This is a genomic window from Prosthecochloris sp. (assembly GCA_015482705.2).
Classification (GTDB): domain Bacteria; phylum Bacteroidota; class Chlorobiia; order Chlorobiales; family Chlorobiaceae; genus Prosthecochloris.
In genome coordinates, this window is the sequence record JADMLA020000019.1 from 32,831 (window position 1) to 54,047 (window position 21,217).

Annotated in this window: 25 protein-coding genes; 13 read left to right on the forward strand and 12 right to left on the reverse strand. The window is 48.0% G+C overall.

The features are described from left to right. Window positions 1-3: 3 nt before the first annotated feature. Together QZ209_RS03665 and nrfD are read left to right on the forward strand one after the other, a co-directional pair. Window positions 4-570, forward strand: coding sequence for a 4Fe-4S dicluster domain-containing protein (locus QZ209_RS03665; protein WP_294344779.1), 567 nt, complete (start codon window positions 4-6; stop codon window positions 568-570). A 2-nt stretch (window positions 571-572) separates the two neighbouring features. Then, window positions 573-1,565: an NrfD/PsrC family molybdoenzyme membrane anchor subunit gene (gene nrfD / locus QZ209_RS03670; RefSeq protein WP_294344780.1), complete on the forward strand. Its 993-nt coding sequence runs from the start codon at window positions 573-575 to the stop codon at window positions 1,563-1,565. Window positions 1,566-1,699: 134 nt separating this feature from the next. On the opposite strand, the gene QZ209_RS03675 is transcribed toward nrfD, so the two are convergent. The 5 genes from QZ209_RS03675 to QZ209_RS03695 form a co-directional block, all read right to left on the reverse strand. Continuing rightward, window positions 1,700-2,317: a heme-binding protein gene (locus QZ209_RS03675; RefSeq protein ID WP_294344782.1), complete on the reverse strand. Its 618-nt coding sequence runs from the start codon at window positions 2,315-2,317 to the stop codon at window positions 1,700-1,702. Window positions 2,318-2,601: 284 nt separating this feature from the next. Next, window positions 2,602-3,126, reverse strand: coding sequence for a DinB family protein (locus QZ209_RS03680; RefSeq protein ID WP_294344784.1), 525 nt, complete (start codon window positions 3,124-3,126; stop codon window positions 2,602-2,604). Beyond that, window positions 3,113-3,805 (reverse strand): DUF2461 domain-containing protein, encoded by a 693-nt coding sequence (locus QZ209_RS03685; protein WP_294344785.1) that lies wholly within the window; start codon window positions 3,803-3,805, stop codon window positions 3,113-3,115. Before QZ209_RS03685 ends, QZ209_RS03680 begins: the two co-directional genes overlap by 14 nt. 20 nt (window positions 3,806-3,825) lie before the next feature. Further along, a complete protein-coding gene (locus QZ209_RS03690; RefSeq protein ID WP_294344786.1) occupies window positions 3,826-4,131 on the reverse strand; it encodes a DUF202 domain-containing protein in 306 nt (101 codons plus the stop codon). A gap of 42 nt (window positions 4,132-4,173) precedes the next feature. Then, entirely contained in the window at window positions 4,174-5,313 is a 1,140-nt protein-coding gene (locus tag QZ209_RS03695; RefSeq protein ID WP_294344788.1) for a hypothetical protein, read from the reverse strand. A 192-nt stretch (window positions 5,314-5,505) separates the two neighbouring features. Between QZ209_RS03695 and QZ209_RS03700 the strand changes: the two genes are divergently transcribed. Continuing rightward, on the forward strand, window positions 5,506-6,264 hold the full coding sequence (locus QZ209_RS03700; RefSeq protein ID WP_294344790.1) for a class I SAM-dependent methyltransferase: 759 nt from the start codon (window positions 5,506-5,508) through the stop codon (window positions 6,262-6,264). Between the two features lie 140 nt (window positions 6,265-6,404). On the opposite strand, the gene QZ209_RS03705 is transcribed toward QZ209_RS03700, so the two are convergent. After that, window positions 6,405-7,271 (reverse strand): hypothetical protein, encoded by an 867-nt coding sequence (locus QZ209_RS03705; RefSeq protein ID WP_294344791.1) that lies wholly within the window; start codon window positions 7,269-7,271, stop codon window positions 6,405-6,407. A gap of 310 nt (window positions 7,272-7,581) precedes the next feature. On the opposite strand from QZ209_RS03705, the gene QZ209_RS03710 reads away from it, so the two are divergent. From QZ209_RS03710 to QZ209_RS03720, 3 genes are all read left to right on the forward strand, one after another. After that, the gene (locus tag QZ209_RS03710; protein WP_294344793.1) at window positions 7,582-8,016 is read left to right on the forward strand and encodes a hypothetical protein; all 435 of its coding nucleotides are present in this window, start codon (window positions 7,582-7,584) and stop codon (window positions 8,014-8,016) included. Between the two features lie 131 nt (window positions 8,017-8,147). Next, complete coding sequence (locus QZ209_RS03715; protein WP_294344795.1) at window positions 8,148-8,354, forward strand: hypothetical protein; 207 nt, start codon at window positions 8,148-8,150, stop codon at window positions 8,352-8,354. 8 nt (window positions 8,355-8,362) lie between these two features. Continuing rightward, entirely contained in the window at window positions 8,363-8,539 is a 177-nt protein-coding gene (locus QZ209_RS03720; protein ID WP_294344796.1) for a hypothetical protein, read from the forward strand. Between the two features lie 92 nt (window positions 8,540-8,631). On the opposite strand, the gene QZ209_RS03725 is transcribed toward QZ209_RS03720, so the two are convergent. The 3 genes from QZ209_RS03725 to QZ209_RS03735 all read right to left on the reverse strand — a co-directional run bounded on the left by QZ209_RS03725 (window position 8,632) and on the right by QZ209_RS03735 (window position 12,610). Beyond that, window positions 8,632-9,237, reverse strand: coding sequence for a cytochrome b/b6 domain-containing protein (locus QZ209_RS03725; RefSeq protein WP_294344797.1), 606 nt, complete (start codon window positions 9,235-9,237; stop codon window positions 8,632-8,634). Next, window positions 9,234-10,805, reverse strand: coding sequence for a tetrathionate reductase family octaheme c-type cytochrome (locus tag QZ209_RS03730; RefSeq protein WP_294344894.1), 1,572 nt, complete (start codon window positions 10,803-10,805; stop codon window positions 9,234-9,236). The genes QZ209_RS03725 and QZ209_RS03730 overlap by 4 nt, the downstream gene beginning before the upstream one ends. A gap of 371 nt (window positions 10,806-11,176) precedes the next feature. After that, window positions 11,177-12,610: an FAD-dependent oxidoreductase gene (locus tag QZ209_RS03735; RefSeq protein WP_294344798.1), complete on the reverse strand. Its 1,434-nt coding sequence runs from the start codon at window positions 12,608-12,610 to the stop codon at window positions 11,177-11,179. 243 nt (window positions 12,611-12,853) lie between these two features. On the opposite strand from QZ209_RS03735, the gene ruvX reads away from it, so the two are divergent. The 6 genes from ruvX (at window position 12,854) to hemL (ending at window position 18,703) form a co-directional block, all read left to right on the forward strand. Next, the gene (ruvX, locus tag QZ209_RS03740) at window positions 12,854-13,282 is read left to right on the forward strand and encodes a Holliday junction resolvase RuvX (protein ID WP_294344896.1); all 429 of its coding nucleotides are present in this window, start codon (window positions 12,854-12,856) and stop codon (window positions 13,280-13,282) included. Window positions 13,283-13,454: 172 nt separating this feature from the next. After that, window positions 13,455-14,036 (forward strand): orotate phosphoribosyltransferase, encoded by a 582-nt coding sequence (gene pyrE, locus QZ209_RS03745; RefSeq protein WP_294344800.1) that lies wholly within the window; start codon window positions 13,455-13,457, stop codon window positions 14,034-14,036. A gap of 11 nt (window positions 14,037-14,047) precedes the next feature. Further along, complete coding sequence (locus tag QZ209_RS03750; protein ID WP_294344802.1) at window positions 14,048-14,914, forward strand: prephenate dehydrogenase/arogenate dehydrogenase family protein; 867 nt, start codon at window positions 14,048-14,050, stop codon at window positions 14,912-14,914. Next, the gene (locus QZ209_RS03755) at window positions 14,911-15,768 is read left to right on the forward strand and encodes an NAD(+)/NADH kinase (protein ID WP_294344804.1); all 858 of its coding nucleotides are present in this window, start codon (window positions 14,911-14,913) and stop codon (window positions 15,766-15,768) included. The genes QZ209_RS03750 and QZ209_RS03755 overlap by 4 nt, the downstream gene beginning before the upstream one ends. A gap of 26 nt (window positions 15,769-15,794) precedes the next feature. After that, window positions 15,795-17,261, forward strand: a complete 1,467-nt coding sequence (locus tag QZ209_RS03760; protein WP_294344805.1) for a hypothetical protein — start codon at window positions 15,795-15,797, stop codon at window positions 17,259-17,261. A 146-nt stretch (window positions 17,262-17,407) separates the two neighbouring features. Continuing rightward, complete coding sequence (gene hemL / locus QZ209_RS03765; protein WP_294344807.1) at window positions 17,408-18,703, forward strand: glutamate-1-semialdehyde 2,1-aminomutase; 1,296 nt, start codon at window positions 17,408-17,410, stop codon at window positions 18,701-18,703. A gap of 211 nt (window positions 18,704-18,914) precedes the next feature. Here the strand turns inward: hemL and QZ209_RS03770 are convergent, their stop codons facing one another. From QZ209_RS03770 to QZ209_RS03780, 3 genes are all read right to left on the reverse strand, one after another. After that, a complete protein-coding gene (locus tag QZ209_RS03770; RefSeq protein WP_294344809.1) occupies window positions 18,915-19,262 on the reverse strand; it encodes a DUF190 domain-containing protein in 348 nt (115 codons plus the stop codon). A 64-nt stretch (window positions 19,263-19,326) separates the two neighbouring features. Further along, window positions 19,327-19,713 carry a fluoride efflux transporter CrcB gene (gene crcB, locus QZ209_RS03775; protein ID WP_294344811.1) on the reverse strand — a complete coding sequence of 129 codons (387 nt, stop codon included), beginning with the start codon at window positions 19,711-19,713 and terminating at the stop codon, window positions 19,327-19,329. 76 nt (window positions 19,714-19,789) lie between these two features. Next, on the reverse strand, window positions 19,790-20,017 hold the full coding sequence (locus tag QZ209_RS03780; protein WP_294344897.1) for a hypothetical protein: 228 nt from the start codon (window positions 20,015-20,017) through the stop codon (window positions 19,790-19,792). Between the two features lie 195 nt (window positions 20,018-20,212). On the opposite strand from QZ209_RS03780, the gene QZ209_RS03785 reads away from it, so the two are divergent. After that, complete coding sequence (locus QZ209_RS03785) at window positions 20,213-21,217, forward strand: calcium/sodium antiporter (RefSeq protein ID WP_294344812.1); 1,005 nt, start codon at window positions 20,213-20,215, stop codon at window positions 21,215-21,217.

Consider the following 21,217-nt stretch of genomic DNA (forward strand, 5'->3'; position numbering starts at 1 on the left):
CCTGTGGCTGATAAAAAAAATTACGGAATGGTTATCGACACACGAGTCTGTGTCGCTTGTTCTGCATGCGTCTATGCATGCAAGTCAGAAAACAGTATACCGGAAGGCTATTGCCGGGACTGGGTCGTGCAGGAAACAAATGGCACCTATCCCAGACTCAGCATGGAAAACCGTTCGGAACGTTGCCAGCATTGTGCAAAAGCACCCTGTGTGATTTACTGCCCAACCGGTGCATCACACTATTCCGAAGATGGAACCGTTCAGATCAACCGCTCACGCTGCACCGGCTGCAAGGCCTGTCTTGCCGCATGCCCTTATGACGCGCGCTATGTCCATCCTGAAGGCTTTGCAGACAAATGCTCGCTCTGCAAACACAGGCTCGACAAAGGCCTTGAAACCGCATGCGTCTCGGTCTGCCCGACGACCAGCCTTAACCTCGTGGATCTGAACAATCACGAAGAAGAGGCATTGAACATGATGAACGGAAAGGAGGTCTACCAGCAAAAAGAGCATGCTGGTACTAACCCGAGCCTCTACTGGATTTCAGCAAGGAATAAACCCGGAGCATAATCATGACAGAAACAACGACGGAAATCATATCGACGAAAATGAACCCGAATGTGGTTCCACACCTGCACATTTGGGAATGGCATATTCCAATCTACCTTTTTCTCGGCGGACTTGCCGGAGGATTGCTCATCATCACCGCTGTGATGATCGTAGCCAAACGGTATTTCGGCATCGGTCCACAGGATGAGGGAGAAGGCTGCCCTTGCCTGGCTGTCAGGCTCGGCTCGGCTCTCTCCCCCATATTGCTCGGTATCGGTATGCTGTTTCTTTTTCTCGATCTCGCGAACAAATTCTATGTGTGGGCATTCTACACCACCATCCAGCCTACATCACCCATGTCTGCAGGGAGCTGGATACTGATCGCTTTTTTCCCGATGGCCGTACTGCAGGCTATGCTGGTCAACAAGCAGTTCCTGCGTAAGCTGAACATTGGGATCGTCAACAAACTCATCAGCTGGACCGAGGACCACCTTACCCTCGTTGCACTTCTCAATGCACACATCGGTATCGGTATCGGTATCTATACCGGTATTCTGCTCTCATTTTTCTACGCCCGTCCTCTCTGGTCAAGCTCTATTCTGGGAATGCTGTTTCTCGTTTCCGGTATTTCAAGTGCGGCAGCGCTCATGCTTCTTTTCGCTCCAAAGCATGAAAAACCCATCTACAGCAAAATAGACGCCAACGCCCTCTGGATCGAGATGATCATTGTCGGCCTTTTCGTTCTCGGCGGTATTACCGGACCGGCCAATACCAGCGGAGCCATGATGCACCTGATTGCAGGTGACCACCAGTTGGCAGGTATGTCGTATATGCTGTGGTTCTGGGGAGGTTTTGTGGCGCTGGGGCTTATCGTTCCCATGTTCCTCGAGTTCCTCGAAACTGTTGGTGTGCATATCAAGTATCCCCAGGTCGCTCCTGTTCTCGTGCTGATGGGCGGTTTGATACTTCGCTTCCTTATCGTTTTTGCAGGACAGACCTATCACACGTTCATGTGAAGAAACACCCGCACGAAAAGAGGCTGTCTCAGAAACAAAACTGAGACAGCCTCACGAGAATCAGACGTCCATATTCACCACACTCATCCCGTCCCACGATACTCATGCCTGACAACAATAATGGTTGCCGAGCATCACTCAATATCGATATGTACCTCGTTCCTCCTCAGAAAAGGTAATGTCCATGGAGGATCGAAGCTTGCCATCCTTGGCCCCGACACGGGACGATACCCGTTTTGATTGATCCATTCATTGAGTTTTTCCGAGTATTTTTCAATATTTTTTTCGGAATGAAGGCCGGAATAGCGAATGGTAGCGACTTTCCTCTCCGGAACCTCTCTCAGCACAATCCCCTCATCAAGGGGCTTAGGGATGGTTTCCATGGTATACTTTCGTGGCATGACAAAAGCCGTCACCCATTTTTCCCCGGACTTTTGCTGCATTACCGGAGCTGTCATCGCAATTTCTTCACTCCGCCGCTCCTGAATAACCGGTGTTGTCATGTCGATACTGGAATCCGCTTTGTTGCCTCCGAAAATAAAACCCGCCAGTTTACTGAACGTTTTCCCACTTGTTGATCGATAGTCTCCTTCCATTTCCGTTTCAGCAAGAATCATCGGCTGATATTGCCGAATCTCATACACCCCGTCACGTTGCATCACTGTATACTGCGCCTCTTCGGCTGTCCGTTTTCCCAGAACCGAACAACCGGCAAGCAAAAAGCTCGATAGCAGCAACAAAACGATATTCATCTCTCTTCTCCTCCTGTTTCTCGTCACTCTGAGCAGAGCGACTGATTGATTGCGTCTCAGATACATAGTCAAACAACAGGAATTGGAAAAAGGTTTGATTATAATGTGTGCTGAATGCATTGCAATGGAACGTAACGCCTCCGATACCTGCAACGACACCTATGGTAATCGGTAACAATGAAGCAAACATGGCGACAAGAGCAGGAGCAAACTATCAAACTGTCCAGCTTCATTTACAATGGTTATTTCCTTTCAAAAACGATGCCGAACGATTACCGATAGTTCTACATCCCCCAAAGGTTACCGGTATTGACCGCTTTGTTCTGAAGTTTCAGGTAATAAAAAAGCTGTGCCTTGTGTACTTTCAGGTGATCGACCATTTGAAGCAGGCGATGGCCGAGTATCACCTCGGTTCGATCCCAGGGAGCTGTTGTTTGTTTCGTGTCAAGATCCTCTTCACTACATTCCGATACCAGGGAAAGCGCAAGCAGCTCGTCTTCCTCCAACAGCTTCTTCGCTTCAGATACGCTCCCGATCGCCTGCATTGTTTCAGCGGGAGCCAGCATCTCCTCGGTGGTCAGACTTTCCACATCGATTCCCTCAGGCAAGCCCCAGTCGCCGGTAACAAACCCGCGCATACTTCCACCACACGCAATAGTGATGTGTTTAAGGAGTTGACCGGTGGACATCCAGTTGCTTCCCGTAGCTGGCTTCCACTGCAGCATTTCATCATCGGTCAGTTCAAACAGCCCTTTCGTGACTGCGTAGGTTGATTTGATCTCTTCTGTCAACAGTTCATTCCAGTTCATGATTGCTCCTTCCGACAAGCACCTTGTCGATTGCATTATTGAGAAACCTGTTTAAACCATACAGAACAGAGAACATCTCCGCCACATCATCGACAAGAGAAGCAGAAAACCAGAAATCATCTGTAACCCTGTGTGTCACGGCGTAATGTTTGTTTTTGAGCAGATCGATATCGGGAAAATCTTTCGGAAAACCTTTGGGTGCTGTTTTCAGTTTTTCACCGAACATCCCCCCGTAATATTTTCCAAACCCCTCGCTTTCCAAGATGGCTTTATATTCGTCGATGTTTTCGAAAATCTCGTACCTGATCGCTTTGAGATAGCGAGATTCAGGCATATATGCACCTCCCCCGACAAACGACGCCCCAGGCTCTATATGCAGATAATATCCCGCATACGGACTTTTTCTGCCCCCCCTTGCGATAAAAGCACCGAAGTTGGTCTTGTAGGGTGATTTGTCTTTCGAAAACCGCACATCACGAAATATCCTGAACAGACACTCTTTAGGACTGACCACATCGACTTCGGGATCGATCTCCCTGACAACCGGAATCAGAACCGCAACAAGCTGCTCAACGTCAGCCCTGGCAGAGTCATAGAACGGCTTGTTCGCCTGAAACCATTCCCGATTGTTGTTTTTCCGCAACGCGTCAAGAAAGTTTATGGAATTTTGAACATCCATGTCGCTCTATCAAAAGTATTTTATTCCGACTGCAGTAGTTTGGTTTGCCTTCGCACTGCGTCGATCGACTTGCCGATGCTGCGGTATCGTATCACACCGACAATACCTGTAACGGCGCCTAACGGTATACACGCTACTCCAACGGCCCAAAACCACATCTCGTTGGCAAAATGCATAATGGAAATTCCAGCGATAACCAAGGCAACTCCCGATCGCAGATAAGCAAGCAGTGTTCTTTCGTTGGCCAGCAACGTGCGATCGATGGCAAGCTCATCACGAAGAATCAGTTCATCATCATCAAACCTGGAATACAGTGACTTCCTCATTCTTTCATTTGCTTTCCAGGCACCTGTTCGAAGCCAGGTGCCCTATTCTTTTCCGTTCTCATTCAATGTCGTAAATCCATCAAGGGGCATCCTCAAACTCACTGGAGAGGGATAATCCTTTAGATAGCCGACTCGCAGGAGAAACTGGGGCGGTTTGTCCAAACGCAACATTTCTGCAGCCTTTTCCGACAAGAGAGGCTCTTCAAGGACCTGGGACATAGGGTGTATACCGACAGAGCGGTCTTTTGCACTGAGAAACATCCGCTCAAAACAGCGGCCTGTTTCTATAAGGGCGGAAATCCGGTCATTTTCCGACGTAACGACGATCCAACCACCACTTTGCGCAATCTGCCGCTTGACACGCTCAACCGTAGCCGTCCGAAAGTCTTTACCCAGCACGTCCCTCGAACCGTAGAAATTTCTTACATACCACCCGGCAAGCCCGGTAATATCCAAGGCTTCCGGGGTAAGACCGTTGCGATACTTGCAAGCTTCTGCATCCGACCATCGTATCCATCGTGATAGTTCTTCCTGTACGTTTTCTCGTTCGATCTGCAGCTTGGTTGCCGACACGGAGGCCTCATCGAGCCATGTACTCTGGGTTGAGTGCCGAGGGTAATAATGAATACTTTCTTCTCCACCGGCGAGAAAAGAAAAATCCAGGGGATCGATATCTTCGTCTTTGAAAACGGTTCGTACGGTTCTGCGTTCGAGGAGACGCTGAAGAGGATATTCCATCCTTTGAGCGTTCTGGAGTTCGATTGACAACAGCTCGGGATCGAAAGGATTTCTCGCAAGCAAGCGAATGTTCACCTGAAAACCGTGCGCCTTCGCAGCAATCACCACATTCTCGAGAAACGCTCCTATAGAAAGCAGCATTTCACGATTTTGGGGATCGACCTCCGTGAGCCAGCGATCCTCGGCTGATCCGATAACCCAGTTATCGGGACTTTTGATGGAAACCGTCCAAGGCTGGACGTTATGGCTGCTTGGAGCAAAAGAAGCATACCGGAGAATCTCCGTACGCTCCCTGCCTATCAGGGATACCAGTTCATCATAACCCGAATCGTTCATCACTTCTTCCCTGGTTATTCCGTCACATGCCGACAAACCAGGAAAAAGCCCGCAGGCGACAATACACTGTACCGAGCGTATAAGGAACTTCCTGCGTGAAAGAGACATAGGGAAAGTACATTAAAGGTTCTGGTCACCGACCGTTCCGGTGACAGGATCTTTATCAACCTCCATTAAGTATACAGATTTCAAGAAATAATGAAATGTAAAATCTTCCTATCCCGATAATTGGATAATGGGCATACACAACTTTTTAAGTTTATATTGACCAATTGTTTGCTTGACCGTACACATGGACCTATGAAAAAGAGAGAGTTCAACACATCTTTGGATATCATAGACGAGAATATCACTCCATTTATTCCTCGTATCCTCAAGGATTTATGGACGCTGGGCGGAAACCCGGACGCCGTCATTAAGCTCATGAAGCAACACGTTGCACTGAAGGAGGACAGTCAAATTATTGATTTGGGATGCGGAAAAGGAGCAACTGTCATCGAATTAGCCAAAACTTTTCCAGGCAACTACACTGGCATCGATATCATTCCCGAGTTTATTAAAGAAGGAAATGACAGAATCAGGGAAAATCAGCTCTCCGAAACCGTCGTATTGAGACAAGAAAACATGTGCGAGACAGTCGCCGCCCCTGGAAAGTACGATGTTGTCATTTATGGTCATGACTCCGATGCTTTTGGCTCAGTCACAAAAACATTGCGGGTTCTTTCAAAAAAGATACACGAGAATGGATCGATCATCTACGAGACGGCATTTCACGATGGAAGATACAAAGGGAAGGAGTATTCTTCCGAAGAAGCGCTCTATTCGGCAATAAAGGATTCAGGGCTACGAATCATTGCCCGATTGAAGTCGAATAGAGAATATATTCGACGACACAATGAAGCAAACAATAGATCGATCGAGAAAAGGATAGAACAGTTGAAAGAGCAGCATCCCGATAAAAACAGACTGTTTGACAGTTTCTATTTAAACCAGATTCGGGAATCCAATATTCTCGATGAATATGTAGAATGCATCGCTTTTGTTCTACAACAAAGGTAGCACTGTCAGTCTCGATCTTACCGGTAACGTCTTCCCGCTTGCCGGGATATCGGCGCGGCAATTGAAACCACAGAACGAAAGAGGTATCCTGTAGTTACCTCCAAACTATCGGGCAGAAAGCTTGGCCCTCATTGAACGTTTCAGTGTGTCGTTTGCCAGCTTGTCAGGTTTCCATTTTTGAAATAGAGGTAGCTATACCCGTATACCCATTGCTCACGTACTCCCCAGGATCCTACACTTTCATTGACTTTTTCCGGTTCTCCCCAAGAGAGCACCGCCTCTTTTTCCGTCATCCCCATGATAACTTCCTGTCTTTCGATGGCCTGGCGCACCTTTTGTGACGAGCCTGGAGGAATCGGGTTCGAAGTGTAAAAATACCTGTCGTAAAATTTAATCAAGCCCTCTTCACCTGACGATTTTCTCACTCTTATAGAGAAAGACCCTGCACCCCTGCCGTGCCCATATTTCCCTAAAAAAACATCAATGACGGCCAAAGGCTCGGTATTGTATGTCGGGTATGATAGGTTCTCATCTGAAGTAATCAACTCCTGAGGCCTAACGACTCTTGTATTGTTCACCCATATTTTTTGACCGATGAAAGATCGCGCCCGATTCACTTCATCGGTCAAGTAAATATTATGAGGCAGTGAATTGGAAACAAGATGCACATAGACTACCTCTCCGTTTTCCAGTACAGCCTTGCGAAATTTAGATTTAGACTTTTCACTAATATAGTGAGACTGACTGGGATCAAACGTAATTGTGGTCTCTATCTTCCCTTTTCGCCCGACATACTCATCATATGAAAGCTTACCGCCCTTATAGGTTGTTGGCCGTTTGGACCATCCTTGGTAGCCATATTTTTCTCCTCCAGGGAAAGTTTTTGCGAACACGAATTCTTCTCCTTCCGCTCTGCTGTAATCGGCAGTTTGAGAAGATTTCGCCAAGCAGAAATCAGCGATTCCTGCAAGCATAACGATCAAAAGCAAAACTGTTTTGCCAATCATGGTGATAATTTGAAATAATTTATGAAGCGAATAGCAGACAAACCCTAATATACACCATAATTACAGGCCCATCAATCGAACGAATGCATCCTTCGATAGGTGCTCAAAGGATGCGGTCAATTACTCTTGTGCCACACGCAAGAATATGCGCTATATTGCCTTAGCGGCATCGGACGATCTTCCACCGCAATAACACACTCTGTTCGGCTGAAAAACGGAATGACGCTTCGATGTTGATGCACCTGCCAGAATTGAAACCATTTCAGGTTTTGCGACTCGCTCGATAAATCAAACAACAAGGAGGCTGCACATGATACCGAAGGTTCTGTTACACAGCTTTTGCACGACCGTGCACATCGATGAAAAAAAGAAGGATTACCAGGACTGGATGATCATCACCTGGGACAAGCCGCTGTTCACCATTGCACGTTCCAGCATCAACCGGATTCAGGATTATGGAAAGTTCGACCGATGGGACCTGATTCAGGCAATCATCCTGGGGTACCGCAGGAACAACAAATGGCATCGATCAGATGCCGCGAGCCTGAAGACTTTCGGCGGATGCACGGGCGTCGCATGCAAGATCGGTGCGCTGATGGACATGCGTCTCGACGTTTCGCTCGAAGTGTGCCTGTACCTGGATCTGAGGGAATTGCCGAGCCTCAACAGTACCTGTCCGGTCAATGTAGAAGACTGGAAGGAAATCACCCACGACGAGGCAGGACGACTGGGATTGTATCAATGAGCTTAAAAAACCATACCTACGAAGACCTGCTTGGCAACAATGTAACCCCCGCATTCAATGCGTGTAACTCTCTAAGGAATAACAATACGTATCATTAAACATGCAATTGTAATGTAGATGACACAACCAGGATGGGGAAAAAGCAAGCCAGCATAACATATCATGCATCCCAAACGGACGAGTATGAACCCGGTTCCGATGGAACGGTGCAGAACAATCTGCTGGAACTACTTTTTTTACCTCTTTACAGAGAAGGAAACGGTCGAACTGCGAGATTGGTTGCAACCATGATGGCTATTCAGGCAGAGAGCATTTCCTTCATACCTATGCCTGTATGAAGTTTTGGATGGTAATAGAACCTTTCGCCCTAACGCAAAGAGGCTTTCTCAAAAGCACTGCTTCACGACTATCGGTCACCATGCAGACGTTTCCGATAGAGAGTCATGCCGCACTCGATGCGGCATCCATAACGACTTTCTTTGGAAGATGGATCCCCGGGTCAAGCCCGAGGATGACTGCATAAAGATTAATTACAGGACTAATGAGACAGCTTCCTGCAAAACAACGCCAGCCCTTTTGCCCGTTGCCTTCTCAGTTTTGACTTTCCCCTCGTCCTCACTCGTCAACCTCTTCCCATCCCGTAACCATGGCTTTGATGTTGGAGGTGAGAGTATGGCCGGTGGTGGTCATGTATACATGCATGATGACGAAGCCGATCAGCATGTAAGCGAGCAGGGTATGAATAACCGCAATGGGCTCGATCCAATCGGGGTTCATCCCGAGGGCGACAAGCTCGTTGAAGTAGAAGTAGGCGAACCCGAACAGAATCTGTAACGGCAGCCCGACAAGGGTCAGCATCAGGTAGGTTATTCGCTGTAGCGGATTCAATCGGGATATTTCATTTTTCTTGAACGGGTGTGGCTCGTTTTTGAAAATACCGATCATGTAGTAGTGGATCTGCATGAAGATTTTGTCGAGAATGTTCCCTTCGGTAAGGTACTGGCGGAAGTCTCCCGTGGTGATGTACCAGAAAAATGCCAGCACGATAAACGTTACAAGCCCCCATGCCAAAGCGTTATGCACATGAAACGCGGTTTCATAGCCCAAGAGTTGAAAAAGGCCGTGAACCTCGAGCCCGGTTACGAGCAATAAAAAAATGATCAACGCCTGCATCCAGTGCCAGAACCGCTGAAACCTTGCGTACAGATAGACTTTTCTCATACTTCACCATCCTGCACTCTGCGTTTATTGGAAACAAACCTCATGAAACCGTGAATGGATATACCAACCAGAGACGAAACGATCACCAGTAACCCGAGAATTTCGACATAACCGTTGGCATCCCTGCCGGGCAGATAAAATCCTGCAAGCTTTTCAAGCCGTCCCCCCCGGGAATGACATTCCACACAGCTGAGGGCATCTTCTTTGGGAGACACCATGTGTGAAATCGGCCAATACATTTCGGTTTCCACAAAACCATAGGTACCACTATACTCGAGCCCGGCATATTCCATTCCTTCGGCAATCGATTTGTCCCAGTCGAAATCAGACCAGTAGGCTCCGCTTCCTTTCGGACCGAATAACTTTGGTTTCACGAACCGCTTGAGTTGAGGATCGTATGGCTGCTTTCCCCTATGCACTTTAAATGGCCAGATTCGTGAAAGAGTATCGCGTGGTTCACCATCGGGATGATTGATGGCAACAACTCCGGAATCGTTTATTTCGGTAAGAAATGTCACATAATTCATCTCTCCGTTGAACCATCGGTACTCCGGTTCGATGTCCTTCGCCCATGTGAACAGGCCTTTCTTACCGAGATAGACAACATGCCCTGTAGAATCTTTTTTGACCAGAGGGCGCCCCGCTTCATCAAGCTTTCCCGCTTTCGACCAGTCCCACCAGACCTTGGTTGGCCGTTCTTTTGCAATGGCGGGAATATGGCAGGTTTGACAGGCAACCTTATCGACGTGATCATTGAGTTTCTTGTAATTTTGATGAGGATCGACGCCGTGACAGGATGCACAGGTTGTCGGATAATCGTCAGGCAGCGGGTAATCGAAACCATGAACATCCCTCGCCGTCGGTTCATAACGGCTCCCCGGAACCTGATGCCCTTCCGTTTTGTGACAGTCGGTACAGGTCATATTGAGCTCATTCTTGCCGGAAGCCATATGAACGTCCAATGTTTCCGTAGGATCGAGCAAAGAATTGTCGAGGTCACCGTGTTTTACCGCATCACCGCCCCCCCCCTCAAAATGGCAAATACCGCAGTTGTGACGATCCGGGTTGGCAACGTGCTGCGCGACATAGGAGAGATCGACTTTTTTAAACGGGGTCTTACCCCCAAAAACCTTGTCCTCGTAGGGAGGATGCCCCGCTCCTGAAGGAAATTTCTTGTACGTGCCGGTACCGTCATGGCAAACCAGGCAGTCTACATTTTTTTCGCTGGTGAAATCGAATGTCCGGTCTTTCCAGCCATAACCGATATGACAAGAAGTGCACCGGGGTTCGTTACTGTCAACGGATATGCAAAAGTTGTTGACAACATGCTGCTTTCCGAGCATTTTTCCATCTTTCATGAGCACTTCCCATGTCCAGTGCTTGGTTCGATGGACCTGTTTGGATGCTTCCGTATGACATTTCAAACAGGCTTCCGTGACTTCAGGCCCGCTTTTGAACTCTTTTTTGAGTTCATCGAACTTTGTGTGATCCGCTGTCGAAAGCAACAGGGAATCGACGGGAGGGTGAAACGTCTCTGCAGAAAGGTGTGAAAAAGCAAAGAGGTACATTACAACCGAGCTTATGCCGGCTTTCAACAAATTATTCATTGTGGTCGGTGTTTGTTTACGTACTGACAGACCAAACTGTCCCCACAACGTTAATGTATGTATATCCTCATAAAAAACAATTACTTAACAATTGTTGAACGCAATAAAAAAACGCATAAGGGGGCTTTTCCCCTTATGCGTTTCATAGAAATGATGGTTTGTATTTCTATACTCGATCAGGCTCTTTTACTGTGATCAACCGCTTTGAGAATCTTGATGTTCAGCACAATAAACCGCCAGAACTGGTATATTTTGTTCTTCATCTTGAATCGATCAAACTTTGTCGGTCTCATGGTTCGCCTCAGGTTTAACGTGTTGTAAAATGCTCATGGTTACTCCGGAATAAGCTGCCAGCCGATACGGCCTCTGAACTTGTGCATAAAGGTTGTCTCTACCATCTGCTTCAACCACGCACCCGCAAGACCGCGCTCAACCCTGGTAACGAAGAGGTCCCGTCCTTCCTTGTTATCATAACGGGTATGGTCGGGGACGACTGGATAAATAATCATCGTGGTCGCCTGCCCGCTCCAAAGCGACTTCCCGTTCGATGCGATACAGACCGCAAGCATCTCCGACATGCGTTCACGGTGAGTCATTCGTCCACCTTTGATCAGATCGATGATGTTCAAAGCCACGATTCTTCCGATAACACCGGAAATCATGCCTGTTCTCGGTGCACCTGGAGTAATGGTCAAACCGTTCTTCGTGGTATGTGGAACTGAAATCGGTCCGGGAGGCGCAAAAGCGATACCTGCTGAAAAAATGTTTTTATATAACGGATTCTGGTAGTTTGCCGGCCACGCATCAGGCGTTCTCACCAGTTCATCATAGCTCAGCCCGTAAATACCATCGGCAAGAATAAATCCTCCCGGGTTGGTGACTTTGGCGGAAATGTCCTCTCCTTCCTTGTCATAGAAGGGAAATGTCACGCCTCGTGATTGCGGGATGAGCATGGCAAAATCGTATTCATCCTCTCCGAAATTACCTTCGAAATCCTCCCAGTAGATTTTTTTCTCGTCAACCTCTTTGACTCCTCTTCGAACCGATTTTTCAAGTCCGAACTCATCCATAAGGTCCTCTATGAGATCTCCGCCCCTGGCAATCCTTCCACCACGTTTGACAACGTTAATTCCACCGACGCCGAAATCTCCGATTGCCGGCTCATTGCTCAGATAGGCAAGTTCGGCCTTATCCCTGAGACCGCGCTGTGTAAGATCGGTGTGTATGTTGGTGATATACTCGAAAGCCGCACCCTGACAGGCAGCCATTGGGTGACCCGTACCGATGACCAGGCGCTGTTTTTCGCCCCGCTTCATCCTTTCGACCAACTCGAGATAAGCGTTTCGAGCTTTGATGGCGGTATCGAAATGACAGATGGATTCAGTATTTTTATCCGGGCCGAGACCAGGCGTCGCAGCATAATTCATATGGGCCCCGGTGGCAACTATGAGATAATCATACTCGACGCTCGCTTCACCCCCTCCATTTGCCTGATCGACAATAACGTAATTCTCGTCAGGATGAACCGACGTCACTTTTCCCTGAATGAAATTGACATTGAACCGGTCGTAAATCGGCTTTAACTTGAAAGTGGTTTCTTCAGGCTTTACTGCATCTATGCCCAGCCACACCCATGAAGGGACAAAACCAAAAAAGTCAAGCTTGTGTATAACCGTTATTTCATGTTCCTTGCCTACAGCATCTCCCAGATACATTGCAGCAGTATGCCCTGCGAATCCGGCACCAATGATCGCAACCTTTGCCATCGCCTGTTTTCTCCAGTTATTCTCGCTGAACATCCTGAAATGGATGTTGCAATTGTTAAAAAATAATTAATGAATTCAGTTGATTTTTGCGAGAGAAGATAGAAAATAAACCAAACACTGCAAACCCATATAGTCAAAGAGTTATAAAGGAACCTCAACCTGTTTCCCGGAAAAAACGTTTTTTTTAATACCTTTACGGTAAAGAAAACAATCTTGAAGTCACGAACCGGGAGCTGCATTTCCGTGGGAGAGAAGACAAAAAAGCGAATACTTGCAATCGATTACGGCACAAAACGGATAGGGCTAGCCAAAAGTGACCCCTTCGGGATTTTTGCCCAGCCCGTCGGCACATTTTCACCTGAAAAAATCACCACGGTCATCTCTTCCCTCCTCCTCAATGATCCTATAGAAAAAATTATCGTCGGTTACCCTCTTGACAGTGACGGCACGGAAAACCGTATGACCGGCATAGTCGATTGTTTTATAGAGAAACTGAAAAAAGCTTTTCCCGAAATTTCCATTGAAACCATCGATGAACACGGCTCATCGAGACGTGCCGGAAAACTGCTCGTCGAGTCAGGCTTCAGCAGAAGAAAAAGACAACAAAAAGGAAGGCTTGACTGTGCCACCGCCTGCCTGTTGCTGCAAACCTATCTTGAAAGCGGAGGCTGACTTCGTTATCCATTTAGTATTTCGATACGGCTTGTATTATTTTACCCAGGGTCGAGTGTTTCAATACCGTTTATAGAGGTAAAATAAAATATATTGAACGCTCTTGTAAGAGTTCTTTATGTAAAACTGCCAGGAACTTCCGAATATCAACTATAGAAATTATCAACAACACATGAGTACACCTGCATTGCTCGATATATTCAGATCTTCCGGAGCCTTGCTCGAAGGGCATTTCAAACTCACGTCCGGTCTGCACAGCAACACGTATTTTCAGTGCGCAAAGGTGCTTCAGTATCCCGAGTACCTTACTGAAATATGCAGAAACATTGCCTCGGCTTTCAACGGCCTGGATATCGATACCGTCATTTCACCCGCTGTAGGCGGTATTGTTGTCGGAACCGAAATAGGCCGTCAGTTGGGAGTGAAAACAGTGTTTGCCGAAAGAAAAGAGGGCAACATGGTTCTGAGAAGGGGTTTCACGATTTCTCCCGATGAAAAAGTGTTGGTAGTCGAGGACGTCATCACGACAGGTGGTTCAGTCGCGGAGGTTATCGAGGTGGTACAAGGTGCCGGAGCCCGTGTCGTCGGAGTCGGTTCTGTGGTCGATCGCAGCAATGGAACGGTTACACTTGCGGAAAAGCAGTTCTCCCTGCTCACTCTCGAAGTAAAAAACTATGAACCGGACAGCTGCCCGCTATGTGCTGCCAAGGTTCCGCTCGACACGCCGGGCAGCCGCAGCTTTCAAAACAGCTAAGAGAGACGGGTATGCAGACAGCCTGTATTAACAGCATCTCTATCATAGGTCTTGGGTTGATAGGAGCGTCCGTTTTGAGAGCATTGAAAAAATCGCCCGTTGCCTCAAAACAGCGTATCCTGTTCAAGGGTTACGACCCCTCTTTCGACGATCAGGATATCGATCATATAAAAGAACTGGGCCTCGACCGTTTCGAAACCGATAAAAAATCGCTTTACGAGGCCGATCTCATCATCCTCGCTGCCCCGGTCGAAACAAACATATCCCTACTCGACGAAATCAGCAGGACTGTTCAACGCCCTACTCTTGTCAGTGACGTTTCAAGCACAAAAGCAGCCATAGCAAGGCGGGCCGGGGAACTTGGGATCGACTTTATAGGAATGCACCCTATTGCCGGAAAAGAGCAGCAGGGATACCATGCAAGCCACGAGGAGCTTTTTTCCGGAAAAACCGTTGTACTTTGCGCTGATGAAGAAACTCTTTCACGCCCGGACGCCGGCAATCTCCAGGAACTCCTGCAATCGATCAAATGCCGGATTGTTGTCATGACTCCAGAAGAACATGACAAAATCGTAGCAACGGTCAGTCACCTTCCCCAATTGCTTTCAACCGCCCTGATCAATCATTGTGAACATGACATCGATATAAGCGGTCCCGGCTTTTCGACTCTGACGCGCCTTGCCGGCAGCTCATGGGATATCTGGAAAGACATCGTCGTGACAAATCGTGAAAACATAGCATCGGAGCTTGAAAGCTTCAGCCGTGAACTTGAACAAATCGCCGATGAGATCCGAACCAACAGGATGAGCAAGGTCAGAATACGGTTCGAAAAAGCCAACACACTCCATGAAAACCTTACCGAAAAAAGCAGCAAATGACATTCGCCATCGTAGTCAACATAAACCGTGATGAGGCGGTTGTACTTGCCAGAGAACTCATCACCTGGCTTGAAATGCGGGATCTCGACTATGTTTTCGACGCAAAATCGGCAGCCAAGCTCGGCGTAGAAAATGCAGCTGAAATTGAAGAGCTGAACAAGCTTTGTGATGTTTTCATTTCCCTCGGCGGTGACGGCACATTGCTTTTCACCTCTCACTACTCTGTCACAAAACCTGTAATCGGCATCAATGTCGGTCATCTCGGTTTCCTTGCCGAGTTCAGCAAGGAAGAGATGTACAGTGCCATCGAAAAAGTGCTTGACCGAACATACACCATTCATGACCGTACACAGCTCGAGGCGCAGGTTCCCTTTGGTGGCAGCATCAAACGGTTCACCGCTCTCAACGATGTCGTTGTCGAAAAAGGTGCTTATCCGAGAATTCCGGCATTTATCATAAAACTCGATGGGGAGCAGCTCAGCGCATATCGCGCAGATGGCATTATCATAGCCACATCTACAGGTTCAACCGCCTATTCACTTTCCGCAGGTGGCCCGGTCATCGCACCGAAATCAAATGTATTCGTCATTACTCCCATCTGTCCGCACATGCTTACCGTAAGACCTCTTGTCATCAGTGACGACAAAACCATCGAGATTTCCGTCGATGCGCCCGGTGGAACGTTTCCCCTCAACTGCGACGGTCATGTGAGAAAGATGCTCATGCCAGGCGACGTTATAACCGTAAAGAAATCCACTGAAATGATCAATCTTGTGGCCAACGAAAGAAGAAATTACTGCGAGATTCTCAGAAGCAAATTGCTTTGGGGACGCGAACACAAGCCGGGCACCTGATAATCCCGTCTACCATCCAGAGTTTCATGAGTAACAGTATCTCCCTTGCCTCACTTGGTCACCTGCTCGGCATCGATCCAACCACGCCTCTTACAACCGCAGATATGTGTGCCAGGCTGAGCATTACCTTTCTTCCCGCAGAAAACAACTCTTCGAGACTGCAATGTTTTACCTCAGCGCTCCTGAACGCCTGCAACGTTCTCGGAATCCGGATACTCAGCGAACAGGAAGCTTGCCGCTCCGACGGAACGTTTAAACCGGGGATCGTCGTCATGGCTCCAGGAGAGTTCAGCGATGAACTTCTCGCCATCAATCGTGTATCCACCCTTTATAACAATATCATCGTCGGTATTCATGATGAACACCCCCCTCTGACTGCGGCATCTTCTCCCCAGAACAAACTCGACAGGATTGTCGGAAAACTTGCCTGGGACATGGTTCATCTCAGCATTTACGTCACACAAGAGAGCTGGACCATCTGTACGATGAATGGAGGTGTTGTGAGTATTGGAGGAACGTGTCCCCTTCCTTCCGATGTACGCAAGACGCTGGTACCAAAACTATCTGCCCAGGTCGTTCCTCCAAAAACTTCCGATCTCGACCACAAACCAGGCGCTTTCAAAGCCGGATTGACCGACATGCAGGAGATCGTCAAGGATTTTGCGACCTGCGGCAAACGTTGGAGTTCCAACCATTATCTTCTTACCCATACCTCACGGGAAACCCTGCAATACAGAAGTCCTCTTTACAGAAAAATTGTCGCTCGCTACCTCGATCAGCGTAGCGGTATGAGTTATGGTTTCTTTGCTCGCCAGCAACCTGCCTCAGCCCCGCCAGCATTGTTGCTGAAAGAATCCGGATGCATGGCAAGCGAATCGGAATTGAAAAGTACTCCACTGCTCTCACTGGAAAACAAGCACTATGTACCCGTTCTGGTAATGAACGAATGGTTCCTTGTCGAACCGGTTCCCGTTACAGTCATAACTACCCGCTCCGGATGCAGAAAGACGAATCTGAACCCCGATATAGACCTGGTAGCACTACGTCTCGACAAGGGTACGATAACGCTCATGACCCCACAAGGACTTCCGAACACCACGATATCGAGACCCTCGTTCGATACTCTGACCATTCTCTCCCACGCCCTGGGGAATGTTTTTATTTCAAGTATTCTTCAAAAGATCCGGCCATCGAGTCTGTTTCCCGAACTACTTGCCAAAAAAGGAGCGTCGATGACACACTGGCATGGCTACCCCGGGAAATCCGTCATTCCCGATGGTTATTTTTCTCATGGCAGAAATAATCCTCCCGTATCCTGTTCTACCCCGCAATCGGCAGCCTACAGCTTGCAGGGTAAGATAGAAGCATTGGAACAGTCTCTTCGAAAAAACCGTGATTATCAGGGGGATATTCATATCGAACCGAACCATGGAACAAATATCGTCGGCCTGTATTCCCTCTCTGAAACAGCCTCGTTCATCAATGGCTTATAGCTGTAACAAGAGGTGCAGGTCATCGGTGTCATTAAAATTCCCTGTCCACCATATTCAAGGTTTCATATCTTCACGAGGATTTCTATCTTGAGTGTTTGTTGATAACCCATTATGTTTTCTTGTAATCTTTAACCGGATTGGTAAATATGCCTCAACTAACCAGATCAGCAGAACTTTTTGAAAAAGCGAAACAGTTCATTCCCGGTGGGGTAAACTCCCCGGTTCGCGCATTCAAATCAGTCGGCGGTACACCCGTTTTCATGGCAAACGGCGAAGGCGCCTACATGACCGACGTCGACGGCAACACGTATATCGATTACGTTGGATCATGGGGTCCGTTCATTCTTGGCAGTATGCACCCCAAAGTTACCGCAGCTCTCGAGCATACCCTGACCAAGATCGGCACGAGTTTCGGAACACCGATCGAACTCGAGATTGAAATCGCCGAACTTTTGACAACGATCGTTCCTTCGATCGAGATGGTTCGCATGGTCAACAGCGGTACCGAAGCAACCATGTCTGCCGTTCGTCTTGCACGCGGCTATACCGGTCGTGACAAAATCATCAAGTTCGAAGGCTGCTACCACGGTCATGGCGACAGCTTCCTCATCAAAGCGGGTTCCGGCGCCCTGACTCTCGGCACTCCTGACAGCCCCGGTGTTACGAAAGGCACCGCCAACGATACCCTGAACGCCAAATACAACGATATCGACTCGGTTAAAGCGCTGGTCAACGAAAACAAGGATAACGTTGCCGCAATCATTATCGAGCCTGTTGCCGGCAACACCGGCGTGATTCCCGCAAAAAAAGAGTTTCTCCAAGAACTCCGCGACTACTGCACTCAGGAAGGCATCGTCCTGATTTTCGACGAAGTCATGTGCGGCTTCCGAGTTGCGCTTGGGGGAGCACAGGAACTCTACGGCATTACGCCGGACCTGACTACCATGGGAAAAATCATCGGTGGTGGCCTTCCGGTTGGTGCATTCGGCGGCAAACGCGAAATCATGGAACACATTGCTCCTATCGGTGATGTTTATCAGGCAGGAACGCTTTCAGGCAATCCTCTTGCAATCACGGCCGGTCTTGCTACCCTATCGGTACTCAAGGATGAGAATCCTTATCCTGAGCTCGAAAGAAAAGCGGCAGTTCTCGAGGAAGGTTTCAGGGACAACATGAGCAAACTCGGTCTGAATTACACCCAAAATCGCGTCGGCTCCATGGCATGTTTGTTCTTCACCGACAAACCTGTTGAAAATCATGATGATGCCGTTGCCTCCGATCTTCAGAAATACTCAAGGTACTACCAGTCGATGCTCGATCAGAACATCTACCTTGCGCCGTCACAGTTCGAGGCAATGTTTACCAGCACTGCACACAGCGACGAAGATCTGGAAAAAACAATCAAGGCGAACTACGTCGCTCTTCAGGCCGCTGAAGCGTAGCTCACCTGTTTCGGGAATAAACGAAAACAGTTGAGGCTGTCTCCAGCCTCTATTTTGTCTTTATGCAGTCATCCCCGGTCAAGACCAGTGAAATTCGAAACAACTGTTTCACTGGCCTTGACCGGGGATCAATTTTTGGCGGACGTCTCTACGGATATTGTGTCCCGTTCGGCATGACCATAAAAAATCGGGCGTCGTGCCCCGACAAAAACTACTCCTCTGGCAGGATAACCGCTGCACGTATCTCTTCAAGTGTTACATAGACATGTGTTCCGGATTCCGATGCAAAAGCCTCTATAACCGGCAGAAACTTTTCGATCTGTTGTCGTGTATCCATAATTTCAATCACCACCGGCAGGTTTTGTGAAAGCTCAAGTATTTTCGTCGTGTACAGCGTACCACTCATACCGTATGAAAGAATCCCCTTAAACACCGTTGCACCGGCAACCCCTCGCTCTTTTGCTTCGTCAACAACCGCTTCATAGAGTGGACGATGGTGATATTTCGCCTGTTCCCCCATGTAGACCCGCAACAACTGCCTGCTTTCAAATTCAATCATAGGGTATCAACAAAAAATGAATGAGAGTACCTCGTCACTTGTCACTCGTACCTTGTCACTGCTTTTATGTCCACATTTTGGCAAGCTGTATGCCAAGATAAAGACAGAAAATGCCACCGATGACACTTCCAACAAGATAGATCGATGCAAACAGCATTTCCCCGTCCCGCAACAGGGAGACAATTTCATACATATAGGACGAAAAAGTGGTGAACCCACCACAGAAGCCTGTTGCAAGGAGCAGGCGCAGTTCGGGAGAAAGAAGCGACGTGGTGATCGTCAACTCACTGATAAATCCTATCAACAGGCATCCGACCATATTGACAGTGAGTGTACCGAAGGGAAAGCCCGTTCCTATAAACGGCAGCAGAAGAGCAACAAGGTATCTTGCGACCGCTCCGGCAAATCCCCCTGCACCGACTAACAGCAGAGCTGCATAACGTTCCATCATGAATATCTGTATCTCTTCGGTTTCCGGTCACAGACAGTATTTTGCGGACTGTCCGCAAAAAACTGTGGGAGGCTTTTCAGTTCTCCTGCTTTGTCTGACGATCCTCGATACGTTTGTGTGCACAGCACATCTCATCAAGAATCCCCAAAAGAGTATTGAAAATGCCTATACCGATTATTGTCGGAGCCCACGTGCTGATAAAAACAGCCATTATTTCATGATTGGCCCATGTCCCGAAAATAAAGATGTATATGGAGAGCAGTATGCACATCCCTGCCCCGATAAAGTAGACTATCGGCTTCATAATCATACGGTCATGCTGTGTCGGCAAACATCGACTGTTGTAAAAAAGCGACTCTGTTATCGTTGTCAGCGTACCGTCACCTGTCCGATGACGTACACGACAAATTAACAGAGGTGCTTTAAATTTATCATTTTTTAGGGTTATACTATACACCGGTTTTATCAACGAAGGCTCCCTTCATCTGTTTGCAACTGCATGACAATTCCTGACTATACAAACTTTTTAGGTCTTCCCGGCAATAGCATCGCTCTGCTTTTCAGTGCTTACCTGCTCTATCTCGGCGCTGAATGGCTGGTGAAAGGCGGCAGCAACCTTGCGATGCGTTATGGCGTAAAACCCTTTGTCATAGGACTGACAGTTGTAGCGTACGGGACCTCGATGCCGGAGTTTGTTGTCAGTTTTTTCGCCAACGTGGTAGAACATTCAGCCACGATATCCCTTGGAAACATCATCGGCAGCAACATTACCAACGTCGGCTTGATCCTCGGGTTGAGCGCCCTGATTTTTCCTATTCATATCGCCTTCCAGAACATCCGTAACCAGCTGTTCTTTCTTTTCGGGATCAGCATGCTGCTCTATATGCTCTCCCTTGACGGCTCGATCTCGAGACCAGAAGGCGGCTTACTGCTTTTGTTGCTCATCGGTTACCTGTTTTCTCTTTACAAAATGCCTGAAATGGCCGAAGAATCTTTCGAAGAAGCCGATACGGAACTTGAAATACACTCTCTATCGATCAGTCTTTTGATGGTGCTTGGAGGAAGTGTTCTGCTTTCATTCGGAGCGTGGTCTTTCGTGAAGAGTTCCGTTTGGATAGCCGAGCAGTTCAGTATCCCGAAACTCTATATAGGGCTTTCAATCGTCGCACTCGGCACATCACTGCCTGAACTGGCCACGTCGATTGTCGCCGCATTCAGAAAACAAAGCGAAATTTCGGTTGGCAATATCATCGGCAGTAACGTGTTCAATATTCTGTTCGTACTGGGAGGGGTCGGCCTCATAAAACCTCTTTCCATCCTCGAACCCGTCATTTCCGGCACCGGAATCCCTGGACGGTTTCCACACATAGAGTACCTCGTAATGCTCGCTTTCGGCCTGGCCCTTTTTCCGATAAGTTACAGGCGGAACAAGATCGGCCGTCTATCGGGCCTGGTCCTCTTGTCAGGATATGCCCTGTTTTACTGGTGGCTGTTCGGACAATAA

Excerpts from the sequence above, each read along its gene's own strand:
- nrfD (WP_294344780.1), top strand. The coding sequence starts at position 573 with ATGACAGAAACAACGACGGAAATCATATCGACGAAAATGAACCCGAAT.
- QZ209_RS03675 (WP_294344782.1), bottom strand. The coding sequence starts at position 2,317 with ATGAATATCGTTTTGTTGCTGCTATCGAGCTTTTTGCTTGCCGGTTGT.
- QZ209_RS03680 (WP_294344784.1), bottom strand. The coding sequence starts at position 3,126 with ATGAACTGGAATGAACTGTTGACAGAAGAGATCAAATCAACCTACGCA.
- QZ209_RS03685 (WP_294344785.1), bottom strand. The coding sequence starts at position 3,805 with ATGGATGTTCAAAATTCCATAAACTTTCTTGACGCGTTGCGGAAAAAC.
- QZ209_RS03690 (WP_294344786.1), bottom strand. The coding sequence starts at position 4,131 with ATGAGGAAGTCACTGTATTCCAGGTTTGATGATGATGAACTGATTCTT.
- QZ209_RS03695 (WP_294344788.1), bottom strand. The coding sequence starts at position 5,313 with ATGTCTCTTTCACGCAGGAAGTTCCTTATACGCTCGGTACAGTGTATT.
- QZ209_RS03700 (WP_294344790.1), top strand. The coding sequence starts at position 5,506 with ATGAAAAAGAGAGAGTTCAACACATCTTTGGATATCATAGACGAGAAT.
- QZ209_RS03705 (WP_294344791.1), bottom strand. The coding sequence starts at position 7,271 with ATGATTGGCAAAACAGTTTTGCTTTTGATCGTTATGCTTGCAGGAATC.
- QZ209_RS03710 (WP_294344793.1), top strand. The coding sequence starts at position 7,582 with ATGATACCGAAGGTTCTGTTACACAGCTTTTGCACGACCGTGCACATC.
- QZ209_RS03715 (WP_294344795.1), top strand. The coding sequence starts at position 8,148 with ATGGGGAAAAAGCAAGCCAGCATAACATATCATGCATCCCAAACGGAC.
- QZ209_RS03720 (WP_294344796.1), top strand. The coding sequence starts at position 8,363 with ATGGTAATAGAACCTTTCGCCCTAACGCAAAGAGGCTTTCTCAAAAGC.
- QZ209_RS03725 (WP_294344797.1), bottom strand. The coding sequence starts at position 9,237 with ATGAGAAAAGTCTATCTGTACGCAAGGTTTCAGCGGTTCTGGCACTGG.
- QZ209_RS03730 (WP_294344894.1), bottom strand. The coding sequence starts at position 10,805 with ATGTACCTCTTTGCTTTTTCACACCTTTCTGCAGAGACGTTTCACCCT.
- QZ209_RS03735 (WP_294344798.1), bottom strand. The coding sequence starts at position 12,610 with ATGGCAAAGGTTGCGATCATTGGTGCCGGATTCGCAGGGCATACTGCT.
- pyrE (WP_294344800.1), top strand. The coding sequence starts at position 13,455 with ATGAGTACACCTGCATTGCTCGATATATTCAGATCTTCCGGAGCCTTG.
- QZ209_RS03750 (WP_294344802.1), top strand. The coding sequence starts at position 14,048 with ATGCAGACAGCCTGTATTAACAGCATCTCTATCATAGGTCTTGGGTTG.
- QZ209_RS03755 (WP_294344804.1), top strand. The coding sequence starts at position 14,911 with ATGACATTCGCCATCGTAGTCAACATAAACCGTGATGAGGCGGTTGTA.
- QZ209_RS03760 (WP_294344805.1), top strand. The coding sequence starts at position 15,795 with ATGAGTAACAGTATCTCCCTTGCCTCACTTGGTCACCTGCTCGGCATC.
- hemL (WP_294344807.1), top strand. The coding sequence starts at position 17,408 with ATGCCTCAACTAACCAGATCAGCAGAACTTTTTGAAAAAGCGAAACAG.
- QZ209_RS03770 (WP_294344809.1), bottom strand. The coding sequence starts at position 19,262 with ATGATTGAATTTGAAAGCAGGCAGTTGTTGCGGGTCTACATGGGGGAA.
- crcB (WP_294344811.1), bottom strand. The coding sequence starts at position 19,713 with ATGATGGAACGTTATGCAGCTCTGCTGTTAGTCGGTGCAGGGGGATTT.
- QZ209_RS03780 (WP_294344897.1), bottom strand. The coding sequence starts at position 20,017 with ATGAAGCCGATAGTCTACTTTATCGGGGCAGGGATGTGCATACTGCTC.
- QZ209_RS03785 (WP_294344812.1), top strand. The coding sequence starts at position 20,213 with ATGACAATTCCTGACTATACAAACTTTTTAGGTCTTCCCGGCAATAGC.